This is a genomic window from Microbacterium sp. AB, assembly GCF_032878875.1.
Classification (GTDB): Bacteria; Actinomycetota; Actinomycetes; order Actinomycetales; family Microbacteriaceae; genus Microbacterium; species Microbacterium betulae.
The window spans coordinates 3,588,646-3,607,233 of record NZ_CP118157.1; the positions used below are offsets into that span (position 1 = coordinate 3,588,646).

General features: G+C 73.4%; 15 protein-coding genes. 7 read left to right on the plus strand and 8 right to left on the minus strand.

Going from position 1 to position 18,588, the window contains the following annotated elements; translation table 11 throughout:
• Window positions 1-5 precede the first annotated feature (5 nt).
• Together N8K70_RS16870 and N8K70_RS16875 are read right to left on the minus strand one after the other, a co-directional pair.
• Window positions 6-1,655, minus strand: a complete 1,650-nt coding sequence (locus N8K70_RS16870; RefSeq protein ID WP_317139517.1) for an ABC transporter substrate-binding protein — start codon at window positions 1,653-1,655, stop codon at window positions 6-8.
• A gap of 160 nt (window positions 1,656-1,815) precedes the next feature.
• Window positions 1,816-2,787: a GlxA family transcriptional regulator gene (locus tag N8K70_RS16875; protein WP_317139518.1), complete on the minus strand. Its 972-nt coding sequence runs from the start codon at window positions 2,785-2,787 to the stop codon at window positions 1,816-1,818.
• 89 nt (window positions 2,788-2,876) lie between these two features.
• Here N8K70_RS16875 and N8K70_RS16880 point away from each other — a divergent pair, with 89 nt between their 5' ends.
• Window positions 2,877-3,044 carry a hypothetical protein gene (locus N8K70_RS16880; protein ID WP_317139519.1) on the plus strand — a complete coding sequence of 56 codons (168 nt, stop codon included), beginning with the start codon at window positions 2,877-2,879 and terminating at the stop codon, window positions 3,042-3,044.
• Between the two features lie 36 nt (window positions 3,045-3,080).
• On the opposite strand, the gene N8K70_RS16885 is transcribed toward N8K70_RS16880, so the two are convergent.
• The 3 genes from N8K70_RS16885 to N8K70_RS16895 all read right to left on the minus strand — a co-directional run bounded on the left by N8K70_RS16885 (window position 3,081) and on the right by N8K70_RS16895 (window position 7,067).
• Window positions 3,081-4,298 carry a glycosyltransferase gene (locus N8K70_RS16885; RefSeq protein WP_317139520.1) on the minus strand — a complete coding sequence of 406 codons (1,218 nt, stop codon included), beginning with the start codon at window positions 4,296-4,298 and terminating at the stop codon, window positions 3,081-3,083.
• A 13-nt stretch (window positions 4,299-4,311) separates the two neighbouring features.
• Window positions 4,312-5,529, minus strand: coding sequence for a glycosyltransferase (locus N8K70_RS16890; RefSeq protein ID WP_317139521.1), 1,218 nt, complete (start codon window positions 5,527-5,529; stop codon window positions 4,312-4,314).
• Window positions 5,530-5,639: 110 nt separating this feature from the next.
• Window positions 5,640-7,067: a CCA tRNA nucleotidyltransferase gene (locus tag N8K70_RS16895; protein WP_317139522.1), complete on the minus strand. Its 1,428-nt coding sequence runs from the start codon at window positions 7,065-7,067 to the stop codon at window positions 5,640-5,642.
• A gap of 257 nt (window positions 7,068-7,324) precedes the next feature.
• On the opposite strand from N8K70_RS16895, the gene N8K70_RS16900 reads away from it, so the two are divergent.
• Window positions 7,325-8,380 carry a zinc-dependent alcohol dehydrogenase family protein gene (locus N8K70_RS16900; RefSeq protein WP_317139523.1) on the plus strand — a complete coding sequence of 352 codons (1,056 nt, stop codon included), beginning with the start codon at window positions 7,325-7,327 and terminating at the stop codon, window positions 8,378-8,380.
• Window positions 8,377-8,730: an SH3 domain-containing protein gene (locus N8K70_RS16905; RefSeq protein ID WP_317139524.1), complete on the plus strand. Its 354-nt coding sequence runs from the start codon at window positions 8,377-8,379 to the stop codon at window positions 8,728-8,730. Before N8K70_RS16900 ends, N8K70_RS16905 begins: the two co-directional genes overlap by 4 nt.
• An 83-nt stretch (window positions 8,731-8,813) precedes the next feature.
• On the opposite strand, the gene N8K70_RS16910 is transcribed toward N8K70_RS16905, so the two are convergent.
• Window positions 8,814-10,337: a DUF7059 domain-containing protein gene (locus N8K70_RS16910; RefSeq protein WP_317139525.1), complete on the minus strand. Its 1,524-nt coding sequence runs from the start codon at window positions 10,335-10,337 to the stop codon at window positions 8,814-8,816.
• A gap of 277 nt (window positions 10,338-10,614) precedes the next feature.
• On the opposite strand from N8K70_RS16910, the gene N8K70_RS16915 reads away from it, so the two are divergent.
• Window positions 10,615-11,049 (plus strand): Hsp20/alpha crystallin family protein, encoded by a 435-nt coding sequence (locus N8K70_RS16915; RefSeq protein WP_317139526.1) that lies wholly within the window; start codon window positions 10,615-10,617, stop codon window positions 11,047-11,049.
• A 49-nt stretch (window positions 11,050-11,098) separates the two neighbouring features.
• Here the strand turns inward: N8K70_RS16915 and galK are convergent, their stop codons facing one another.
• Together galK and galT are read right to left on the minus strand one after the other, a co-directional pair.
• Window positions 11,099-12,298, minus strand: a complete 1,200-nt coding sequence (gene galK / locus N8K70_RS16920; RefSeq protein ID WP_317139527.1) for a galactokinase — start codon at window positions 12,296-12,298, stop codon at window positions 11,099-11,101.
• Window positions 12,295-13,443 (minus strand): galactose-1-phosphate uridylyltransferase, encoded by a 1,149-nt coding sequence (galT, locus tag N8K70_RS16925; protein ID WP_317139528.1) that lies wholly within the window; start codon window positions 13,441-13,443, stop codon window positions 12,295-12,297. Before galT ends, galK begins: the two co-directional genes overlap by 4 nt.
• Window positions 13,444-13,530: 87 nt before the next feature.
• Here galT and N8K70_RS16930 point away from each other — a divergent pair, with 87 nt between their 5' ends.
• The 3 genes from N8K70_RS16930 to murJ all read left to right on the plus strand — a co-directional run bounded on the left by N8K70_RS16930 (window position 13,531) and on the right by murJ (window position 18,543).
• The gene (locus N8K70_RS16930; protein WP_317139529.1) at window positions 13,531-14,514 is read left to right on the plus strand and encodes a LacI family DNA-binding transcriptional regulator; all 984 of its coding nucleotides are present in this window, start codon (window positions 13,531-13,533) and stop codon (window positions 14,512-14,514) included.
• A gap of 164 nt (window positions 14,515-14,678) precedes the next feature.
• The gene (locus N8K70_RS16935) at window positions 14,679-16,922 is read left to right on the plus strand and encodes a DUF6049 family protein (RefSeq protein ID WP_317139530.1); all 2,244 of its coding nucleotides are present in this window, start codon (window positions 14,679-14,681) and stop codon (window positions 16,920-16,922) included.
• Window positions 16,915-18,543 (plus strand): murein biosynthesis integral membrane protein MurJ, encoded by a 1,629-nt coding sequence (murJ, locus tag N8K70_RS16940; RefSeq protein WP_317139531.1) that lies wholly within the window; start codon window positions 16,915-16,917, stop codon window positions 18,541-18,543. Before N8K70_RS16935 ends, murJ begins: the two co-directional genes overlap by 8 nt.
• Window positions 18,544-18,588: the final 45 nt, after the last annotated feature.

Consider the following 18,588-nt stretch of genomic DNA (forward strand, 5'->3'; position numbering starts at 1 on the left):
CGGGGTCACTCGCCCGGGTCGAGCCAGGCGTTGTAGAAGAGCGGCTTCGCGTTGGTCGCCCAGCGGACGCCCTGGAGCTCGTCGCTGTGACCGAGGTGGTACGCCGGGATGTAGACGGGCACGGAGTACGCCTCGTCGATCACCGCCTGCTGGACCTCCGCGTACAGCTCGGCCCTGCGCTCGGCGTCCGCTCCCACCGCCTCGTCCAGCTGCGCGTCGAGGGAGTCGACACGCGAGCTGTTTCCCGCGCCGATGCTCGCCGAGCCGTAGACCGTGCGCAGGATGTCGGCCTCGGCGCGCACGAAGTAGTAGGCGGTGGCGTCGTAGTCGCCCGAGACCGTGCGCGACGTGTAGGTGCCCGAGTCGACGGGGTCGAGCACGAGCTCGATGCCGAGCTCGCGGTACTCCGACTGCAGCGCCTGCACGAGGTTGACGTTGTCCTCGCCGCTCGTCGACTCGTCGTAGGTCCACGCCACGGACAGGCGCTCGCCGTCCTTCACGCGGTATCCCTCATCGTCCGTCTCGGTCCATCCGGCCTCGTCGAGGAGCGCCGCCGCCCCCTCGGGATCGTTCTTCCACGATCCGTCGATCGACTCGTCGACGTACTCGGTCTGCGGGCCGAGGATGCCCTCGGCGGGCTCCACGGTGCCGAACAGGGTCGCCTCCACCGCGGAGTCGATGTCGACGCCCGTCTGGAACGCCTGGCGGACGAGCGCGTCGTCGAACGGGGCGCGCGTCGTGTTCAGCTGGAGGGCGTAGACGACGCCGGGGTTCTCGTAGGTGTCGACCACGACGCCGTCGGTGGACGTCACGCTCTCGTAGTTCGCCGGCGGGATGGCGTCGATCGCGTCCACCTGTCCGCTCGTGAGCGCGCCGAGCCGCGTGGAGGCCTCGGGCAGGTAGCTGTACTCGATGCCGTCGAGGTAGGCGGCGCCGGTGTGCTCGAAGCTGTCGGATCCCCACGCGTAGTCGTCGCGCTTCGAGAGCGTCGAGCCCTGGCCCTGCGCCCACGAGTCGAGGACGAACGGGCCGGAGCCGACGACGTCGCCGGCGAGGTCGCCGCCGCTCTGCACGTAGGCCGGGGACTGGATGCCGAGGTACGGGAGGCTCAGCGCCTGCAGCAGCGGCGCGAACGGCTCGTCGTAGCGGATGACGACGGTGTGCTCGTCCGTCGCCTCGATCTCGCTCACGGCGCCCAGCAGCGAGCGCGCGTAGGTGGAGTTGTTCGCGGGGTCGAGGATGTACTCGAAGTTGATCTTCACGGCCTCGGCGGTGAGGGGCTCGCCGTCCGAGAACGTCACGTCGTCGCGGAGGTGGAACGTGTACTCGGTGTTGTCCTCGGAGATCTCCCAGTCCTCGGCGAGCCAGGGATGGAACGAGTTGTCCTCGGACTGGGCCACGAGGGAGTCGACGACGTCGCGCGCGATGGTCGCCGTGATCGAGCTGCCGGTCAGGTGGGGGTTGATGATCGACGCGTCGCTGCCGAGCGCGACCCGGAGGACGCCGCCCTCGACGGGGCCCGAGGAGGTCTCCGGCGTCGTCTCGGGGGAGGACGCCGAGCAGGCGGACAGGGCGAGCGCCCCGACGGCGATGACGGCTGCGGCGATCGACGCGCGCGTTCGGCGCCTGCGGGGCGCTGCGGACGGTTTCGGCATGTGAGGGCTCCTCTTGCTGCCTCCCCGCCGACTCGTCTTCGGAGAGGCGTCCGGACGATGGAGCCCTCAGTCAACAACGACCCGCCGCCGACGCGTCCTCTCTGTTTCGCCCCGTGTCCGGGCATTTCGCGAGGTTTCGCAGAAGGACGCGCGGCACGCGTCAGGCTGCCGACACGGGCTCGTCGACGCACGCGAACCGGGCGCGATACGCCGCGGGCGAGAGGCCCAGCACGCGGGCGAAGTTCTGGCGCAGCACGGCCGCCGACCCGAAGCCGCAGTCGGCGGCGATGCGGTCGACGCCCCAGTCGGTGCGTTCGAGCAGCCGCTGCGCCTGGATGACGCGCTGCCGCCCGAGCCACGCCGCGGGCGTCGTGCCGTAGTCGGCCTTGAAGCGCCGGGCGAACGTGCGCGGCGACATGTGTGCCCGCTGCGCGAGCTCCTCGACGGGCAGCTCGCGGTGCAGGTTCTCGAGCGCCCAGTCGGCGACCGGGGCGAGGGAGAGGCCTGCCGCCTCGGGGAGCGGGTTGAGGATGAACTGCGCCTGACCGCCGTCCCGCTGCGGGGCGACGACCATGCGCCGGGCGATCTGGTTGGCCATCTCGGCGCCGAGCTCCTGCCGCAGCAGATGCAGGCACGCGTCGAGGCCGGCCGCCGTCCCGGCGCTCGTGATGATCCGGCCGTCCTGCACGAACAGCACGTCGGCGTCGACGTCGATCCGCGGGTACATGCGCCGCATCGTGTCGGCGTACATCCAGTGCGTCGTCGCGCGCCGCCCGTCGAGCACGCCGGCGGCGGCCGCGACGAACGCTCCGCTGCAGACGGTGAGCACCCAGGCGCCGCGCTCCGCCGCGCGCCGCACGACGGCGCCCGCGCGCTCGTCGATCGCGCCCCAGGTCGCCCGTGGGATGGGCGTGACCACGACGAGGTCGGCCTCGTCGGCGAACGAGAGGTCGTGGTCGACCGTGATCGAGAAGCCCATGTTGGAGGGGACGAGACCCGGCTCAGGGGTGACGATGCGGAAGTCGAAGGAGGGCACGCCGTCGTCGCGGCGATCCAGCCCGAAGGCCTCGCAGGCGAGTCCGAACTCGAAGGGCGCGAACCCCTCCTGGACGACGACGGCCACCGTCTTCATGAGCGCCTCCCGAGGCTTGGCAGAAAAAGCACGTTCTGTGGCTATCCTGCCACTCGTGGCATGAAACGCACAACCGTAGCGTTTCTGCCATGCTCTTCCTCCTCGCCCTCACCGCCCTCGCGACCTGGGGCGTCGCGGCCACCGTGCTCGCGCTGCGGTCCGACGGATACGGACCGCGTCCGACGGAGTGGGCGAGGATACCCGACCGGAATGCCGACGGACGGCGGGCACCGGCCGTCGGCCCGCATGAGGGGTGAGCAGGGATGGCGTCGGCCTCGCGCAGCGTCCCCACGTCACCGCGTGAGCACCCGCTCGTAGATCTCGATCATCGCGGCCGTGCGCGACGACTGGCGGAACTCCGCCGCCACGCGCTCGGACGGCACGGGCGCGCTCCCCGAGGCGATGTCCGCCGCCGCACGGCGGAGGGACGCGGCCAGCGCCGCGACGCGGGACGGCTCGTCCTCCGGCGCGTCGACCTCCCAGATGCCCCCGTCGAGCTCGCCCGCGACGTCGGGATCGCTGATGATCGACGGCGTCCCCAGCGTCGCCGCCTCGAACGGCGTCATCCCCTGCGTCTCGAAGCCGATCGACGTCTGCACGAGGGCGTCCGCCGCCGCGATGCGCCCGAGGGTCTGCTCGTACGAGAGGCGCCCCGCGAAGGCGACGCGGTCCGCGATGCCCCGGTCCGCCGCGAGGCGCCGCGCCCTCTCGTGCTCGAAGCCGCCGCCGATGACCTCCAGCTCGGCGTCGGCGGCCGACGCCGCGAAGGCCTCCAGCAGGGGGAGCAGCCGTTTCTCCGGCGACATCCGGCCCACCCACACGAGGCGCGGTCTCCCTTCCGCGCGCGCGGAGGGAGCCGCCGCGAGCACGCGGTCGCGCACGTCGTCGTCGATGCCGTTCCAGACGACGTCCACGCTCCCGAAGACGCCGTGCCGTTCGAGACGGCGCGCGAAGTGTCCCGACGGGGCCGTCACGGCGCTCGCGCCGCGGGCGAGGCCGCGCAGGTACGCCCATCCGTCGTCGCCCGGTCCCGACCCGGGCAGCGCACGCCGCCGCCAGGCGTTCAGCGCACGCAGCACGAGGGCCGGGAACGGCGTCGTCGCCTCGATCCCCACGTCGACGCGATTGTGCATCGTCTGGACGACGGGGACCCGCAGTCGCCGCGCGAGCCGGTGGCCGAGGAACGCGCCCCAGAAGTCGGCCTGCACGTGCACGAGGTCGGGCATCGGCGCACCGCGCGCCACGCGACGGCTCAGGGCGCGATCGATGAAGGCGTCCGTCGCGCCTCCCGGCCAGGTGAAGGAGTACTCGCGGTCCCACGTGACGGGGATCGACGGCAGGTCGAGGTAGGCCGGATCGTCGGCGTTCACGGGGTCGCGCGACCGGCGTCGCGGCGCCACGACGGTCACGCTGTGGCCGGCGCGCTCGAGATGGGCGCGCTGCAGCCGCGTGGAGACCTGTGCGCCGCCGAGCGTCTCGACGTGCTGGTCGCCGAAGATCACGATGTGCACGGCGGGGTCCGGTCTACGCGGGGAGCGCGTCGCCGCGGTACAGCGCCTCGAAGGTGTCGAGCGTGCGCGTGATGTCGTGGGCGTCGACCATCCGCAGCGAGGCCCGCTGCATGCGGGCGCGCTCCTCGGGCTCGGCCGTGAGCACGTCCGTCAGCCGCGCGACGAGGGCGTCGACGTCGCCGGGCTCGAACAGGTACCCGTTCTCGCCGTCGCTCACGAGGTGCGGGAGCGCGACGGCGTTCGCCGCGACGACGGGCAGCCCCGACGCCATGGCCTCCATGGTCGCGATCGACTGGAGCTCGGCGATGGAGGCGATCGCGAAGACGGACGCCCGCGTGAGCGCGCCGCGCAGCACCTCGTCGGTGGTGTGCCCGAAGAAGGTGACGCGGTCGCCGATGCCGAGCTCCTCCGCGAGCCTCTCCAGGGCCGCCCGCTGATCGCCGTCGCCGACGAGATCGAGCCGCGTGTCGAGAGCCGGGTCGAGCCTCGCGACGGCGCGCACGATGACGTCGACCTGCTTCTCGCTCGTGAGGCGACCCACGAAGACCACGCGGTTCTCGGTGCGCGGAGCGAGGTCGGGCGTGTAGTTCGCCTTGTCGATGCCGCAGCTGATGGGGACGACCCCGGCGATGTCGATGGTCGTCTCGAGGAAGTCGGCGGCCCTCCGCGTGGGCGTCGTCACGGCGGCGGTGAGATCGAACGTGCGCTTGGCGTCGGCCCATGCGAGCGTGAGGAGGACCCGGTTGAGCGCCTCGGGCAGGCGCGTGGAGTCGAGGATGTTCTCCGGCATCACGTGGTTCGTCGCGATGACCGGGATCCCGCGCCGACGGGCCTCGCGGGCGAGGCCGCGGCCGATGACGATGTGCGACTGGATGTGCACGACGTCGGGGTTGACGGCGTCGAGCACCTGGCGCGCGTAGTGCTTGGAGCGCCACGGCCAGACGAACCGCAGCCACTCGTGCCACGGCAGCCGGACCGACGGCAACCGGTGCATCGTCAGCGACTCGCCCTCGATGACCTCCGTGCGCGGTGCGGTCCGCCTCCATCTCGTGTTCGGCGCGCTCACGTGCACGTCGTGGCCGCGCTGGACGAGCCCCGCCGCGAGTCGCTCGGCGAACCGGGCCGCTCCGTTGATGTCGGGGGAGAACGTGTCACAGCCCAGCAGGACGGTGAGCGGCCGCTCGCCGGATGATGCCCGGGAGGGCGATGCGTCGGGCGCGGGGGTGGTCACGGATGCCTCGCAGTGCTGTTCGTGGCGGCGCCGAGCGGCGGGGGAGTTCTCCCCCGAGACTATTCCACGACGTGGGAGGCGTCTGTGAGGCGTGCCGGGCCCCTGCCGCGTCAGTCCTGCTCGGCCCACCAGGCCCGCAGGCGCTGCTCGGCCTCCTCCGCGCCCAGCACGCCCTCGTCGAGACGCAGCTCGAGGAGGAACCGGTAGGCCTTGCCGACCGCCGGCCCCGGGGGGATGCCCAGGATCTCCTGGATGCGGTTGCCGTCGAGGTCGGGGCGGATGGCCTCGAGCTGCTCCTGCTCGCGGAGCGTCGCGATGCGGGCCTCGATGTCGTCGTAGGCACCCGCGAGACGAGCCGCCTTGCGACGGTTTCGCGTCGTGACGTCCGCTCGCGTGAGGATGTGCAGGCGCTCGATCTCGTCGCCGGCGTCGCGCACGTAGCGGCGGACGGCCGAGTCGGTCCACGCGCCCTCGGCGTAGCCGAAGAAACGGAGGTGCAGCTCGATGAGGGTCGTCACGGAGCCGATCGTGTCGCCGTCGTACCGCAGCGCCTGCAGGCGCTTGCGGGCCATCCGCGCCCCCACGAGGTCGTGGTGGTGGAACGTCACGGCGCCGCCGGGCTCGAGCTTCCGCGTGCGCGGCTTGCCGATGTCGTGGAGGAGCGCCGCGAGGCGCAGCGGCACGTCGGGCGCGGCATCCGGACGGCGGAGCCGCTCGTGCTCGATCGCCTGCGTCAGGACCGTGAGGGAGTGCTCGTAGACGTCCTTGTGGTGGTGGTGCTCGTCGACCTCGAGCCGCAGCGCCGGGATCTCGGGCAGGAACTCCTCGACGAGCCGGGACTCGACGAGGACGCGGATGCCCCGAACGGGGTCGTCGGTCTGCAGCAGGCGCGTGAGCTCGGCCCGGATGCGCTCGGGGCTGACGATCCTGAGCGTCTCGCGCAGGTCTCCGATCGCCGCGAGCGTGCCGCCTTCGATGTCGAAGCCGAGCTGCGAGGAGAAGCGGGCGGCGCGGAGCATCCTGAGCGGGTCGTCGCCGAAGCTCACGCGCGGATCGATCGGCGTGCGCAGGACGCCCGCGAGGAGGTCCTCGACGCCGCCCGCAGGGTCGACGAGCGTCACGGCGGGCACCCGCAGCGCCATGGCGTTGACCGTGAAGTCGCGTCGGGCGAGGTCGGACTCGAGCGTGTCGCCGAACTCCACGGTGGGCTTGCGCGTCGCGCCGTCATAGCTGTCGGCGCGGTATGTCGTGATCTCGACCTGCTCGCCCTTGACGCGCGCGCCGATCGTGCCGAAGGCGCGCCCGATGTCCCACTGCGCCGAGGAGATCGGCGTGACGATCCGGAGGATGTCGTCGGGCCTCGCGTCCGTCGTGAAGTCGAGGTCGTGCGTGGCACGCCCCAGCAGCGCATCGCGGACGGGACCGCCGACGACGGCGAGGTCGTGCCCCGCATCGGCGAACGCGCGAGCGAGCGTCGCGACGACGGGTGATGTCGCGAGGTCGCCGAGGCGTGCGAGTCCGGCGGCCATGTTGAGCATGGTTTCCAGGGTAGTCGGCGCCCGTCGGGGCTCATCCGGCCCGCACGTCCGCATCCCGGCACCCGCCCGCCGTCCACCCGCCCGCCGTCCACCCAGTGCACACTCTGACTGCCACCGTCCGTCCAGCGAGAATCCATGTGCGCGACGAGAATACGGCCGCCACCGGGATTCTCACGGCACGGATGGATTCTCGCTGCTCAGCGCAGACCGGATGCGCGGGCACCGGTCTCCGAGGTCGCCGCCGTAGGCTCGACGGCATGCGCGCGACGATCATCCACGGCGAGAAGGACATCCGGCTCGAAGAGGTCCCCGACCCCCGGCTCGTGTCGGGGCAGGACGCCATCGTGCGCGTCGTCGCGTCGTGCGTGTGCGGCTCCGACCTGTGGCACTACCGCGGCATCGCGTCCTCCGCGAAGGTCCCGCGTCCCATCGGGCACGAGTTCGTGGGCATCGTCGAGGAGGTCGCGGACGGCGTCGCGCGCGTGAAGGTCGGCGACTTCGTCATCGCGCCCTTCTACGACTGCGACATGACGTGCGCGAACTGCCGCAACGGCTTCAGCACGTCGTGCCTCGAGAAGGGCGACTGGGGCGGCGAGGACCACTGGGGCCATCCCGTCGACGGCGGCCAGGGCGAGTACGTGCGCGTGCCGCACGCCGACGGCACCCTCACCGTCGTGCCGGGCGGAGCGCCGTCCGACGATCTCGTCCCCGGCCTGCTGACGCTGTCGGACGTCTTCCTCACGGGCCACCACGCCGCGGTGTCGGCGGGCGTGACGGCGGGCTCGACGGTCGTCGTGGTGGGCGACGGCGCCGTGGGCCTGTCGGGCGTCCTGGCCTCGACGCGCCTCGGAGCCGGACGGATCGTCGCGATGTCGCGCCACGCGCCGCGCCAGGCCCTCGCCCGCGAGTTCGGCGCGACGGACGTCGTCGCCGAGCGCGGCGTGGAGGGCGTCGCCGCCGTGAAGGACCTCTTCGACGGGATCGGCCCCGACGCCGTGCTGGAGTGCGTCGGGACGAAGGAGTCGATGGATCAGGCCCTCCGCTCCGCGCGCCCCGGCGGACAGGTCGGCTTCGTCGGCGTCCCCCACGGAGAGCCCGAGCTGCCCGTGCGGCGGATGTTCTCGACCAACGTCGGCGTGCGCGGCGGCGTCGCTCCCGTGCGCAACTACGCGGAGGCCCTCCTGCCCGAGGTGCTCGACCGCACGATCGACCCGGGCCGCGTCTTCGACCTCGAGCTGCCGCTCGCCGACGTCGCCGAGGCCTATGCCGCGATGGACGAGCGCCGCGCGATCAAGACGCTCCTGCGGCCATGAGCGTGCCCGGCGCGTCGGCGCGTCTGACGGCCGATCACGAGATCCCCGCACGCGCGCCCCTGCGCGTCCGCGCCGGCAAGACCGTGCGGGTCGGCGACCGAGACGCGGAGTGGCCGGCGTTCGTCCTCGTGCGTGCGGAAGGCGGCGAGGGATGGGTCCCGTCGCGGCACCTCGACGGCGCACGGCCCGAGGCGCGCGTGGTCGAGGCCTACGACACGACCGAGCTGCCGGCGCGCTCGGGCGTCGTCGTCGAGATCGTCGCCGACGACGACGCGAGCGGATGGGCGTGGTGCCGCGACGCCGCGGGCCGAGAGGGATGGGTCCCGCACCGGGTGCTGCACGTGCTCTGACCGGCACGGCGGCGCCTCGCTCCCCCGCGGCGAGCGGATCGGCCGGAGTCTCGCGGACGGCGTGGGCGCGGGACGGGCGCCGCTCAGACGAACGCGAGGAACCCGTCGACGAGGAGCTCGCGGACGGCGGGGAGCAGCCCGGAGCGGAGCGTGCGCTCGTCGACCTCCATGAGCTGCGCGATCGCTCCGACGATCTGCCCGATCGAGAGCTCGCCGTCGCAGGCCCCGACGAGCGCCGCGAGCGCGGGGTCGGCCGGCGCCGAGCGCCCGAAGCCCCCGCCCTGCCGCAGCTCGATGACGCTCGGGTCGGCGGCCCCGGGAAGGTGGTGCCGCGCCTCCGTGACGTCGGGCGCGGCCTTCAGGTGCGCCGCGAGCAGGCCCGCCTCGTCGAGCCCGGCCACGCGATCGTGCGCGGCCAGCGCGGCGGCCAGGTGCGCGCCGAGGCCGCCCTCCGACGGGATGGGCTGGGACACGCTCTCGTAGCGCGCGAGCGTCGGGGCGCCTTCCGCACGGCGGAGCAGCACGTACCCGAAGCCGATCGCCGTGACGCCGCGGTCGGCGAAGTCGTCCAGCCAGGCGTCCAGCAGCGCATCGTGCGCGGCGCTGCCCGGTGACGTGCCGCCGTCGCGGATCCACATCTCGGCGTACGCGACGGGGTCGAGCTGCTCCCGCTCGACGATCCATGCGTCCAGCGGGGCGTCCGAGGCCTCCACCCAGGCACGCACCCGGTCGAGGCCCGCGAGGCCGTTCTTCGTCTCCCAGTTCCCGAGGAACTGCGCGACGCCGCCGGGCTTCAGGTGCCCGCCGACCCCGGTCACGACCTGCTGCACGAGGGCGTCGCCGACGAGTCCGCCGTCGCGGTACTCGTACGCGGGCACGCCCTTCGCGCGCGGCGTGATGACGAAGGGAGGATTCGACACGATGCGGTCGAACGTCTCGCCCCGCACCGGCTCGAAGAGCGATCCCTCGCGCGTCTCGATCGCCTCGACGCCGTTCAGGGCCGCGTTGAGCTCGGCGAAGCGCAGGGCGCGCCGCGAGACGTCCGTCGCGACCACGCTCTCGCCGTAGCGCCGGGCGCGCAGGGCCTGCACGCCGCAGCCCGTGCCGAGGTCGAGCACCGCCGCGGCCGGGGTCGGGAGCTGCAGGCCCGCGAGGGTGAGCGAGGCGCCGCCCACGCCGAGCACGTGGTCCTCGGCGAGCGCGCCTCCCCCGAGCGCGATCTCGTCGAGGTCGCTCGCGACGAGCCATTCGCCGGGGCCGCGGTCGTCGTGGAAGGACTGCGGTCGCAGGATGGCGAGCGGAGTGACCGTCCCGCCCTCGACCGCGGCGAGCCCGAGGGATGCGAGACCGGCCGCCCCCGTGCGGGGGAGCGCGGCGTCGACGTCGCGTCGGGGCTGCGCCACCCCGAAGATCAGCAGGCGCGCGAGCACGGCGAGCAGGTCGTCCCGGTGGCGGATGGCGCGGAGCGCCGGAGCACGCAGGCTGCGGCCGATCGCATCGTCGGCCTCGACGCCCCACATCGCTCGCAGCGCCTCGGAGCGGAAGCGCGCCGCCGCGAGATCGGCGGCGAGACCACGGCAGAGGGCGGGGTCCGGGTTCGGCGTCACCCGTCCATTCAACCCCGTGCGCAGAGCTCGGCCGCACCGTCCGCGCCCCTCCTCCGGTGTTCGAATGACGAATTCCGCCCACTTCGGCCGCTGAACCGGGTCGATTTCGTCATTCGAACGCGAGGCGCCCGAGGGCGCGAAGAAGACGCCTTTCGAGCGTCCTCTCAGGAAGCTCGAAGCGAGCTTTTAGCACTCTCCCCTTGAGAGTGCTAATCTGAACTTGAGCCGATGAGGCTCAAGTATTCGAACAGCGCCGAACACAAGGAGGACGATCATCATGGCAATGTTCTTCGACCCGTTCCGTGAGTTCGACCGTGTGGCCGAACAGCTCCTCGACCGACAGGGACCGCGGCTCGTGCCGATGGACCTGTACCGCGACGGGGACCATTACGTCCTGAGCGCCGACCTGCCCGGCATCGATCCGGGCAGCGTCGACATCGACGTCGACGGACAGCTGCTGACCATCCGCGCCGAGCGCACGACCCGCAGCGCCGACGGCGTCAAGTGGATCACCCGCGAGCGCTCCTCGGGCTCGTTCCTGCGCCAGCTCAACCTCGGCCAGGGCATCGACACCGAGGGCATCTCGGCGAGCTACGAGAACGGCGTGCTGAGCGTCATCATCCCGATCAGCGAGAAGGCGAAGCCGCGCAAGGTCGAGGTGCAGCACACCGTCCAGGGAGCCGAGACCGTCGGACCCGCGCTCACGTCCTGACCGCGGACGGGCGACAGGGGGCGGGCGTCGGAGGACGCCCGCCCCCTTCTCACGCGTCCCGGCGGGCGCCCTCCGACGGCGTCACCGTGAACGTGTGCGGAGCCGCGAACCCCCGGGCCGCGAACGCGCGGCCCGCCGCCTCCGCGACGTCGTCGACCCTGCCGGTCTCGACGAGCGCGAGCGCCGCGCCGCCGAACCCGCCGCCGGTCATCCGCGCGCCGATCGCTCCCACGGCGAGCGCCGCGTCAATGGCGGCGTCGAGTTCGGCGGTCGAGATCTCGAAGTCGTCGCGCATGGACACGTGCGACGCGACGAGCAGGCCTCCGACCCCGCGGGGGCCGGCCGTCCGCAGCGTCTCCACCGTGTCGAGCACCCGCTGGTTCTCCGTCACGATGTGCCGCACGCGGCGGAACGTCACGTCGTCGAGGACCCGCTCGGCGCGATCGAGGTCCACGATCGTCAGGTCGCGGAGCGAGGGGACGCCCATGCCGGCTGCGCCCTTCTCGCACGAGGCACGCCGGTCGCGGTACCCGCCGGTGGAGTGGGCGTGCGACACCTGCGTGTCGATCACGACGAGCGCGAGGCCCTCGCGAGCGAGGCCGAGGTCGACGGACGCCGTCTCGAGGGTGCGGCAGTCGAGGAAGGTCGCCGCGTCGACGCGGCCGAGCGTCGACGAGACCTGGTCCATGATGCCCGTCGGGGCTCCGACGGCGTCGTTCTCCGCGGTGCGGCCGAGCTTCGCGATCGCGAGGCCGCCGAGATCCAGCGACCACAGGTCGTTCAGCGCCGAGGCGGCGGCGCCCTCGATCGCGGCCGACGACGACAAGCCCGCGCCGACCGGGACGTCCGAGGCGAACGCGATGTCGACGCCCGGGACGTCCGCGGCGTCGCGACCGGTCGCGGCGAGCGCGGCCCACGCGATCCCGAGGGGATAGGCGGCCCACTCCGGCACGGCGCCGCTCGCGACGGCGCGCCCCCGCGCACCGTCGAACGTCTCGGCGAGGGCCGACACCGCCAGGGAGAACGGCTCGCCGTCGAAGGTCGACACCACGCGGACGGTGCCGTCCGAGCGCATACCGGCAGCGGCATACGTCCGGTGCTCGATCGCGAAGGGCAGCACGAAGCCCTCGTTGTAGTCGGTGTGCTCGCCGATGAGGTTCGCCCGGCCCGGGGCCGACCAGACGCCGTCGGCGTCGTGTCCCGTCAGCTCGGCGAAGAGCGCGACGGCCTGCCGCTGCGCCCCGGTCATGCGCCCACCGCCTCGCGCAGACGCGCCGCCGCCTGCTCCGGCGGGATGTCGCCGATCCACGCCCCCATGGCGGACTCCGATCCGGCGAGGTACTTGAGCTTGTCCGCCGCCCGACGAGGCGACGTGAGCTGGAGGTGCAGACGGGCGGAGTCGCGCGCCACGTCGACCGGCGCCTGATGCCAGGCCGCGATGTAGGGGGTGGGAGTGTCGTACAGGCGGTCGACGCCCTGCAGGAGCCTCAGGTACACCGTGGCGAGCTCGTCGCGCTCCGGGTCGGTCAGCGCCGTGAAGTCGGGCGCGTGCCGACGCGGAGCGAGATGCACCTCGACGGGCCAGCGTGCGGCGAAGGGCACGTAGGCGATCCAGTGATCCGCCTCGAGGACGACGCGCGGCCCCTGCTCCTCGAACGCGACGATGCGCTCGAAGAGGTCCGCGCCCTCCCGCTCGATCGCCTGCAGCAGCAGCCTCGTCCGCGGGGTGACGTAGGGGTACGCGTAGATCTGGCCGTGCGGATGGTGCAGGGTGACGCCGATCTGCTCGCCGCGGTTCTCGAAGGGGAACACCTGGCGGATGCCCGGCAGCGCCGCCAGCGCGGCCGTGCGGTCGGCCCACGCCTCGATGACCGTCCGGGCGCGGGTCACCGACTGCGTGCCGAACGAGCCCGTGCGCTCGGGGCTGAAGCAGACGACCTCGCAGCGCCCCACCGAGGTGCGGCTGCGGCCGAGGCCGGGGGTGTCGAGGTCGTCGGGGCCGAGGGGCGGGTCGGCGGCGGCGGGGGCGTCGCCCGTCGCCAGGTCGAGCGCGGGGCCGAACGACGGCGACCTGTTCTCGAAGACGGCGACGTCGTAGAGGCTCGGCACCTCCGAGGGGTTCGCCGGCGACTGGGGAGCGAGCGGGTCGAGCTCGGCGGGCGGGAGGAACGCCCGGTTCTGCCGGGCGGCCGCCATCGAGATCCAGTCGCCCGTCAGCACGTCGCGGCGCATGGTCGCGGTCTCCGGCCGGGGTGCGAGCGCGCGCTCGTCGATGCGGCGCTCCGCCGGCAGCGTCGTGCCCGGGTCGTCGTAGTAGATGAGCTCACGGCCGTCGGCCAGGCGTGCGGCCCGCTTCACGACCCCGGCGCCCAGCGTCGTCGCCGGTGCCTCCATCTCGTCCTCCGTTCGTGCGCCATATCGCGCGTGTTGACGTCAACATGGATGCTAGTGCAAAGTGGACGCAGGAGGAAGGGAGGCGTCATGGCGCAGGTCTCGGCGGCCGATGTCGCGCGGCTCGCCGGCGTGTCCGGCCAGACCGTCTCTCGCGTCGCGAACGGCTCGCCGCGCGTGGACCCCGTCACCCGCGCGCGCGTCGAGAGCGCGATGGCCGCCCTCGGGTACCGGCCGAACCGGACGGCCCGCGCCCTGCGGACGGGGCGGACGGGCACGATCGGCGTCGTCGTGCGCACGCTCGCCTCGGTGGGGAACACGCGCATGCTCGAGGCCGTCACCTCGGCCGCCTCCGCGCGGGAGCACGCCGTGCTCGTCGTGACGCTCTCCGAGGCCGACGACAGGACCGCCGCGGACGCCGCCTTCGGCGCGCTGAACGATCACGGCGTCGACGGCGCCGTCGTCCTCAACGAGGCGACGCCCACCATCCACGATGCGGCGGACCCCGGCTTCCCCGTCGTCGCGGTCGACGCCGCGACGAGCGAGCGCTTCACGGCGATCTCGTCCGACCACGCCGGGGGAGCCGCGCTCGCGACGGCGCACCTCCTCTCGCTCGGGCACGCGGCCGTGCACCACGTCGCGGGTCCGCGCGGCGCGTTCGCTGCGGACGAGCGCGAGCGCGGCTGGCGGGCGGCGCTGGCGGATGCCGGGATCGCGGCTCCCGCTCCGCTGCGCGGCGACTGGACGGCGGCGACGGCACGGCGCCTCGGAGAGGCCCTCGCCGCGGACCCCGCCGTGACGGCGGTGTTCGCGGCCAACGATCAGACCGCCCTCGGCGTCCTGCACGCCGCCCACGCGCTCGGACGGGACGACCTCGGCGTCGTGGGGTTCGACGACGTCGTCGACGCCGCGGACTACTGGCCGCCCCTCACGACGGTCGCCCAGCGCTTCGACGAGCTCGGCGCCGCCGCGGTCGACCTGCTCCTGGCACGCCTCGACGGCCGCGCCGTCGCCGCGCGCACGGTCGTCCCGACCCGGCTCGTCGTCCGCGAGAGCGCCCGTCCGGTGCGCTGAGCCCGCCGGGCGCACGCGCCGTCGACCTCGACACGGCGGCGGAGCCGACACGGCGGGCCCCGGGCCGAGACGCGGCACGCCTCGCAGGCCCCGCCCAGCAGCGTTCGTAGGATTGAACGGTTCCGTGCGCCGATCCCGCACCCGACCCGACGAGCAGGAAGTCCATGACGCAACGCCGCACGGCCGTGCCCCCGAGGCGCCCCCGGCGCCTCGTCGCGCCCGCGGCGGTCGTCGCGTTCGTCGCCCTGCTGGGCGCAGCCCCTCCCGCCGCCGCCGAGACCGCGGACCCCACGCAGCCCGCGCGCCAGCTGTCGAACGCCGCGAAGGAGAGCGCGGACGACACGGAGGACGCCGTCGGCGTCCCCGCGGAGGCGGAGGAGGACGACTCCACCCGCCCGTCGCTCGCGCTGCTCCCCGCGAACGAGGGCGTCGTGGGCGCGTCCGACGACCTGGTCGCCACGCTCACGATCGAGAACCCGGGCACCGCGCAGCTCGCGGCCGGCTCGATCGAGCTCAGCATCGGGGCATCCGCCCTCTCCGACCGGTCGGCGCTCGACGGCTGGCTCGCGAGCGGCGAGGGCGATCCCGCGCTCACGTCGCTGCAGACGGCGTCGACCGCCGCGATCGCGGGCGGCGGCTCGATCACGACGAGCGTCTCGGTGCCCGAGGACGCCGAGGGCCTTCAAGACCTGGGAGCGGGCGTGTACCCGTTGCAGGCGACGTACACCTCGGGAAGCGCGACGCTGCAGGCGTCGAGCGTCGTCGTGGTCGCCTCGGACGAGCGCGCCCCCGTCGCCGTCGTCGTCCCCGTCACGGCTCCCGTGACGAGCGGTGGCCTCCTCACGGCGGAGGAGCTCACCGCCCTCACGGGCGCGGACGGCGCGCTCGGCCGGCTGCTCGGCGCCGTCACGGGCACGGGCGCGGTGCTCGCGATCGATCCGGCCGTCCCCGCCGCGATCCGCGCGCTCGGATCATCCGCCCCCGGCCCGGCGCTCGAATGGCTCTCGCGTCTCGAGCGCCTGCCGAACGAGCGCTTCGCCCTCCAGTTCGGCGACGCCGACGTGGCCGCGCAGGTGCAGGCGGGCGTCACGGACCTTCTCGCGCCGACGAGCCTGCGGGCGTACGAGAGCGGCGAGGACTTCGAGCAGGCCGTCGAGACGCCGACCCCGACCGCGACGCCCCAGCCGGACGAGGCCTCCGCGTACCCCTCTCTCGACGAGCTGCTCGCGATCGGCGAGGAGACGGCGACCGCCTACTGGCCCGTCGAGGGCGCCGCCGGCGCCGACGTCGTGGACGCGCTGAACGCGGACGGGGCCGTCACCCTCATCCCGTCGACGACGACCGCGGAGGGAGCGGACGGCACGAGCGTCGCCGCCCGCGCCGAGGGGGCTCTCGTCTACGACGACGCGGTGTCCGACGCGCTGAGCGCCGCGGCGCTCGACGACGACGACCGCGAGTCGGAGCTGGTCGCGACCTCCGCGGCGCTGTGGTTCGCCTCCCGCGAGGTCGGCGACGGGCCGCTGCTCGTCGCGCTCGACCGGACGACGTACCCCGCCGACGACACGGCCACGGACGCGCCCGGACGCACGGAGGAGAGCCTGCGCGACGCCCTGGAGGTCGTCACGCGCAACGCGTCGGTCGACACGCGGTCTCTCACGGACCTGCTCGCCGCGACGCCGCAGGACGTCACGGTGTCGGATGCCGCACCCGTCGAGGAGCGGACGGCCGCCGTGTCGTCGCTGACCGCCGCCGATGCGCCGCTCGCCCAGACCGCCACCGCGCTCGACGAGCCCGAGCTGCTCACCGGGCAGGCCCGCGCCGAGACGCTGCAGCTGCTCGCCGTCGGATGGTCGGAGGACCTCGACCGCTGGCGCTCCGCGCTCGCGGCGCACGCCGAGACGACGGCGGCGCGCATCGACGGCGTCGGCGTCAGCGTCTCGGACCAGGTGCAGCTGCTCAGCGCCGAGGCGCCGCTGCCCGTGTGGGTGCGCAACGACCTCGCGTGGCCCATCACCGTCGTGCTGCAGGTCGAGCCGAACGACGCGCGCATCGACGTGCAGGAGCGCATCGAGATCGAGGTGCCCGCCGGAAGCAACCCGCGCTCCGAGATCCCCGTCGAGTCGCGCATCGGCAGCGGCGAGGTCCAGCTCTCCGTGACGCTGCTCACGACGTCCGGCCAGCAGCTCGGTCCGGTCCAGACGATGGACGTGACGGTCCGCGCGGACTGGGAGCGCATCGGGCTCGGAGCCCTCATCGGGCTCATCGTGCTCCTCGTGGTCGGGGGCGTCGTCCGCACCGTGCTGCGCCGCCGACGCGCGCACGCGGACGAGGACGCCGATGGCGAGGAGTCGGATGCCGCGGACGAGGGCGGTCAGGACCACGGGAAGAAGGTCGCCTCGGATGAGTAGTCTCGGCCGCTCCAGCGCGCTCATCGCGGCCGGCACGCTCGCCTCGCGCGTGACGGGGCTCGTCCGGTCGATCGTGCTGGCCAGCGCGATCGGCGCCATCGGGCAGGCGAGCGACGCGTTCACGGCGGCCAACCAGCTGCCCAACAACGTCTACATGGTGATCTCGACGGGCATCCTGACGGCCGTCATCGTCCCGCAGATCGTCGCCTGGAGCGCCCGCGACGACGGCGGCGGCTCGCACATCTCCAAGCTCATGACCCTCGGCGCCGTCGTGCTCGTCGGCGCGACGGTCGTCGCGATGCTCCTCGTCTGGCCGCTCGTCTGGCTGTACTCCAGCAGGTTCAGCCCCGACCAGCTGGCCCTCGCCGTCGCGTTCGCGTACTGGTGCCTGCCGCAGGTGTTCTTCTACGGCATGTTCGCGCTGCTGGGCGAGACGCTGAACGCACGCCGGGTGTTCGGGCCGTACGCCTGGGCGCCGATCGTCAACAACGTCGTGTCGATCTCCGGCTTCCTCGTCTTCATCGCGGTCTTCGGCGGCGACCGCACGGCGCTGTCGGAGTGGCAGACCGCGGACGGCGCCTGGAACCTGCCCATGATCGCGGCGCTCGGCGGCATCGCGACCCTCGGCATCGTCGCGCAGACGGCGGTCCTGGCCTTCTTCTGGCGGCGCACCGGCCTGAGCCTGCGCCCCGACTTCCAGTGGCGGGGGATCGGCCTGCGCGCGGTCGGGACGCTGGCCGGGTGGACGTTCCTCATGATGCTCGTCGGGCAGCTCGTGTCGATGTACCAGCAGACGACGATCTCGGGCGCATCGGGCGACGACGCCGCCACGACGGTGTGGTTCAACGCGTGGCTCGTGTTCATGCTGCCGTACTCCGTCATCGTCATGTCGATCGGGACGCCGTACTTCACGCAGATCAGCGAGCACGCCGCCGCCGGTCGCGACGACGACGTCCGCCGGGACATCGGCCGCGCCATCCGCATCCTCGGGCTGCTCTGCGTCCTGGCGGCGACCGCGGTCATGGTCGCCGCCGTCCCGGCCTCGCGCCTGTTCACGAACCAGACGGATCACGCGGTCGCCGCCGCGCCCGTGCTCGTCGGCTTCCTCATCGGCCTCGTCCCGCTCGCGGTGCAGTTCGTCATCCAGCGGACGTTCTACGCGTACGGGGACACCCGGACGCCGTTCTGGTTCACGGTGTTCCAGGGCGCCCTCTCCGTCGGCTTCGCGACGATCGCGTTCGCGCTCTTCCGCTCCGAGGAGCTCCTCGGCCTGCTCACCCCCGCGATCGCGGCCGGCCAGTCGCTCTCGAGCCTCGCCCAGGTGATCCTCGCGTCCTGGCTGCTGCGCCGGCGTCTCGGGCCCCTGGGGATGGGGTCGTCGATCTGGGCGCTCGTCCGCTTCACGCTCGCCGCGCTCCCCGCCGCCGCCGCCGGATACGGCGTCTACGTGCTGGCCGGGGCGTCGGAGGGATGGATGGCCGCGGACAAGCTCTGGGCCGTCCTCGCGTGCCTCCTCATCGGGGCGGTCGTCGCGGCCGTCTACGTCGTCGTCCTCGCCCTCTTCCGCGCCCCCGAGCTGAAGGCCCTCACCGCGCTCGCGCGCGGCAGGCTCGGCCGCTGACGGCCGCGCGCGCCGCGCGTCCCGGTCGGGTCCGCCGGGCGCGGG

Coding starts and splice junctions, on each gene's coding strand:
- N8K70_RS16870 (WP_317139517.1), bottom strand. CDS start 1,655: ATGCCGAAACCGTCCGCAGCGCCCCGCAGGCGCCGAACGCGCGCGTCG.
- N8K70_RS16875 (WP_317139518.1), bottom strand. CDS start 2,787: ATGAAGACGGTGGCCGTCGTCGTCCAGGAGGGGTTCGCGCCCTTCGAG.
- N8K70_RS16880 (WP_317139519.1), top strand. CDS start 2,877: ATGCTCTTCCTCCTCGCCCTCACCGCCCTCGCGACCTGGGGCGTCGCG.
- N8K70_RS16895 (WP_317139522.1), bottom strand. CDS start 7,067: ATGCTCAACATGGCCGCCGGACTCGCACGCCTCGGCGACCTCGCGACA.
- N8K70_RS16900 (WP_317139523.1), top strand. CDS start 7,325: ATGCGCGCGACGATCATCCACGGCGAGAAGGACATCCGGCTCGAAGAG.
- N8K70_RS16905 (WP_317139524.1), top strand. CDS start 8,377: ATGAGCGTGCCCGGCGCGTCGGCGCGTCTGACGGCCGATCACGAGATC.
- N8K70_RS16915 (WP_317139526.1), top strand. CDS start 10,615: ATGGCAATGTTCTTCGACCCGTTCCGTGAGTTCGACCGTGTGGCCGAA.
- galK (WP_317139527.1), bottom strand. CDS start 12,298: ATGACCGGGGCGCAGCGGCAGGCCGTCGCGCTCTTCGCCGAGCTGACG.
- galT (WP_317139528.1), bottom strand. CDS start 13,443: ATGGAGGCACCGGCGACGACGCTGGGCGCCGGGGTCGTGAAGCGGGCC.
- N8K70_RS16930 (WP_317139529.1), top strand. CDS start 13,531: ATGGCGCAGGTCTCGGCGGCCGATGTCGCGCGGCTCGCCGGCGTGTCC.
- N8K70_RS16935 (WP_317139530.1), top strand. CDS start 14,679: ATGACGCAACGCCGCACGGCCGTGCCCCCGAGGCGCCCCCGGCGCCTC.
- murJ (WP_317139531.1), top strand. CDS start 16,915: ATGAGTAGTCTCGGCCGCTCCAGCGCGCTCATCGCGGCCGGCACGCTC.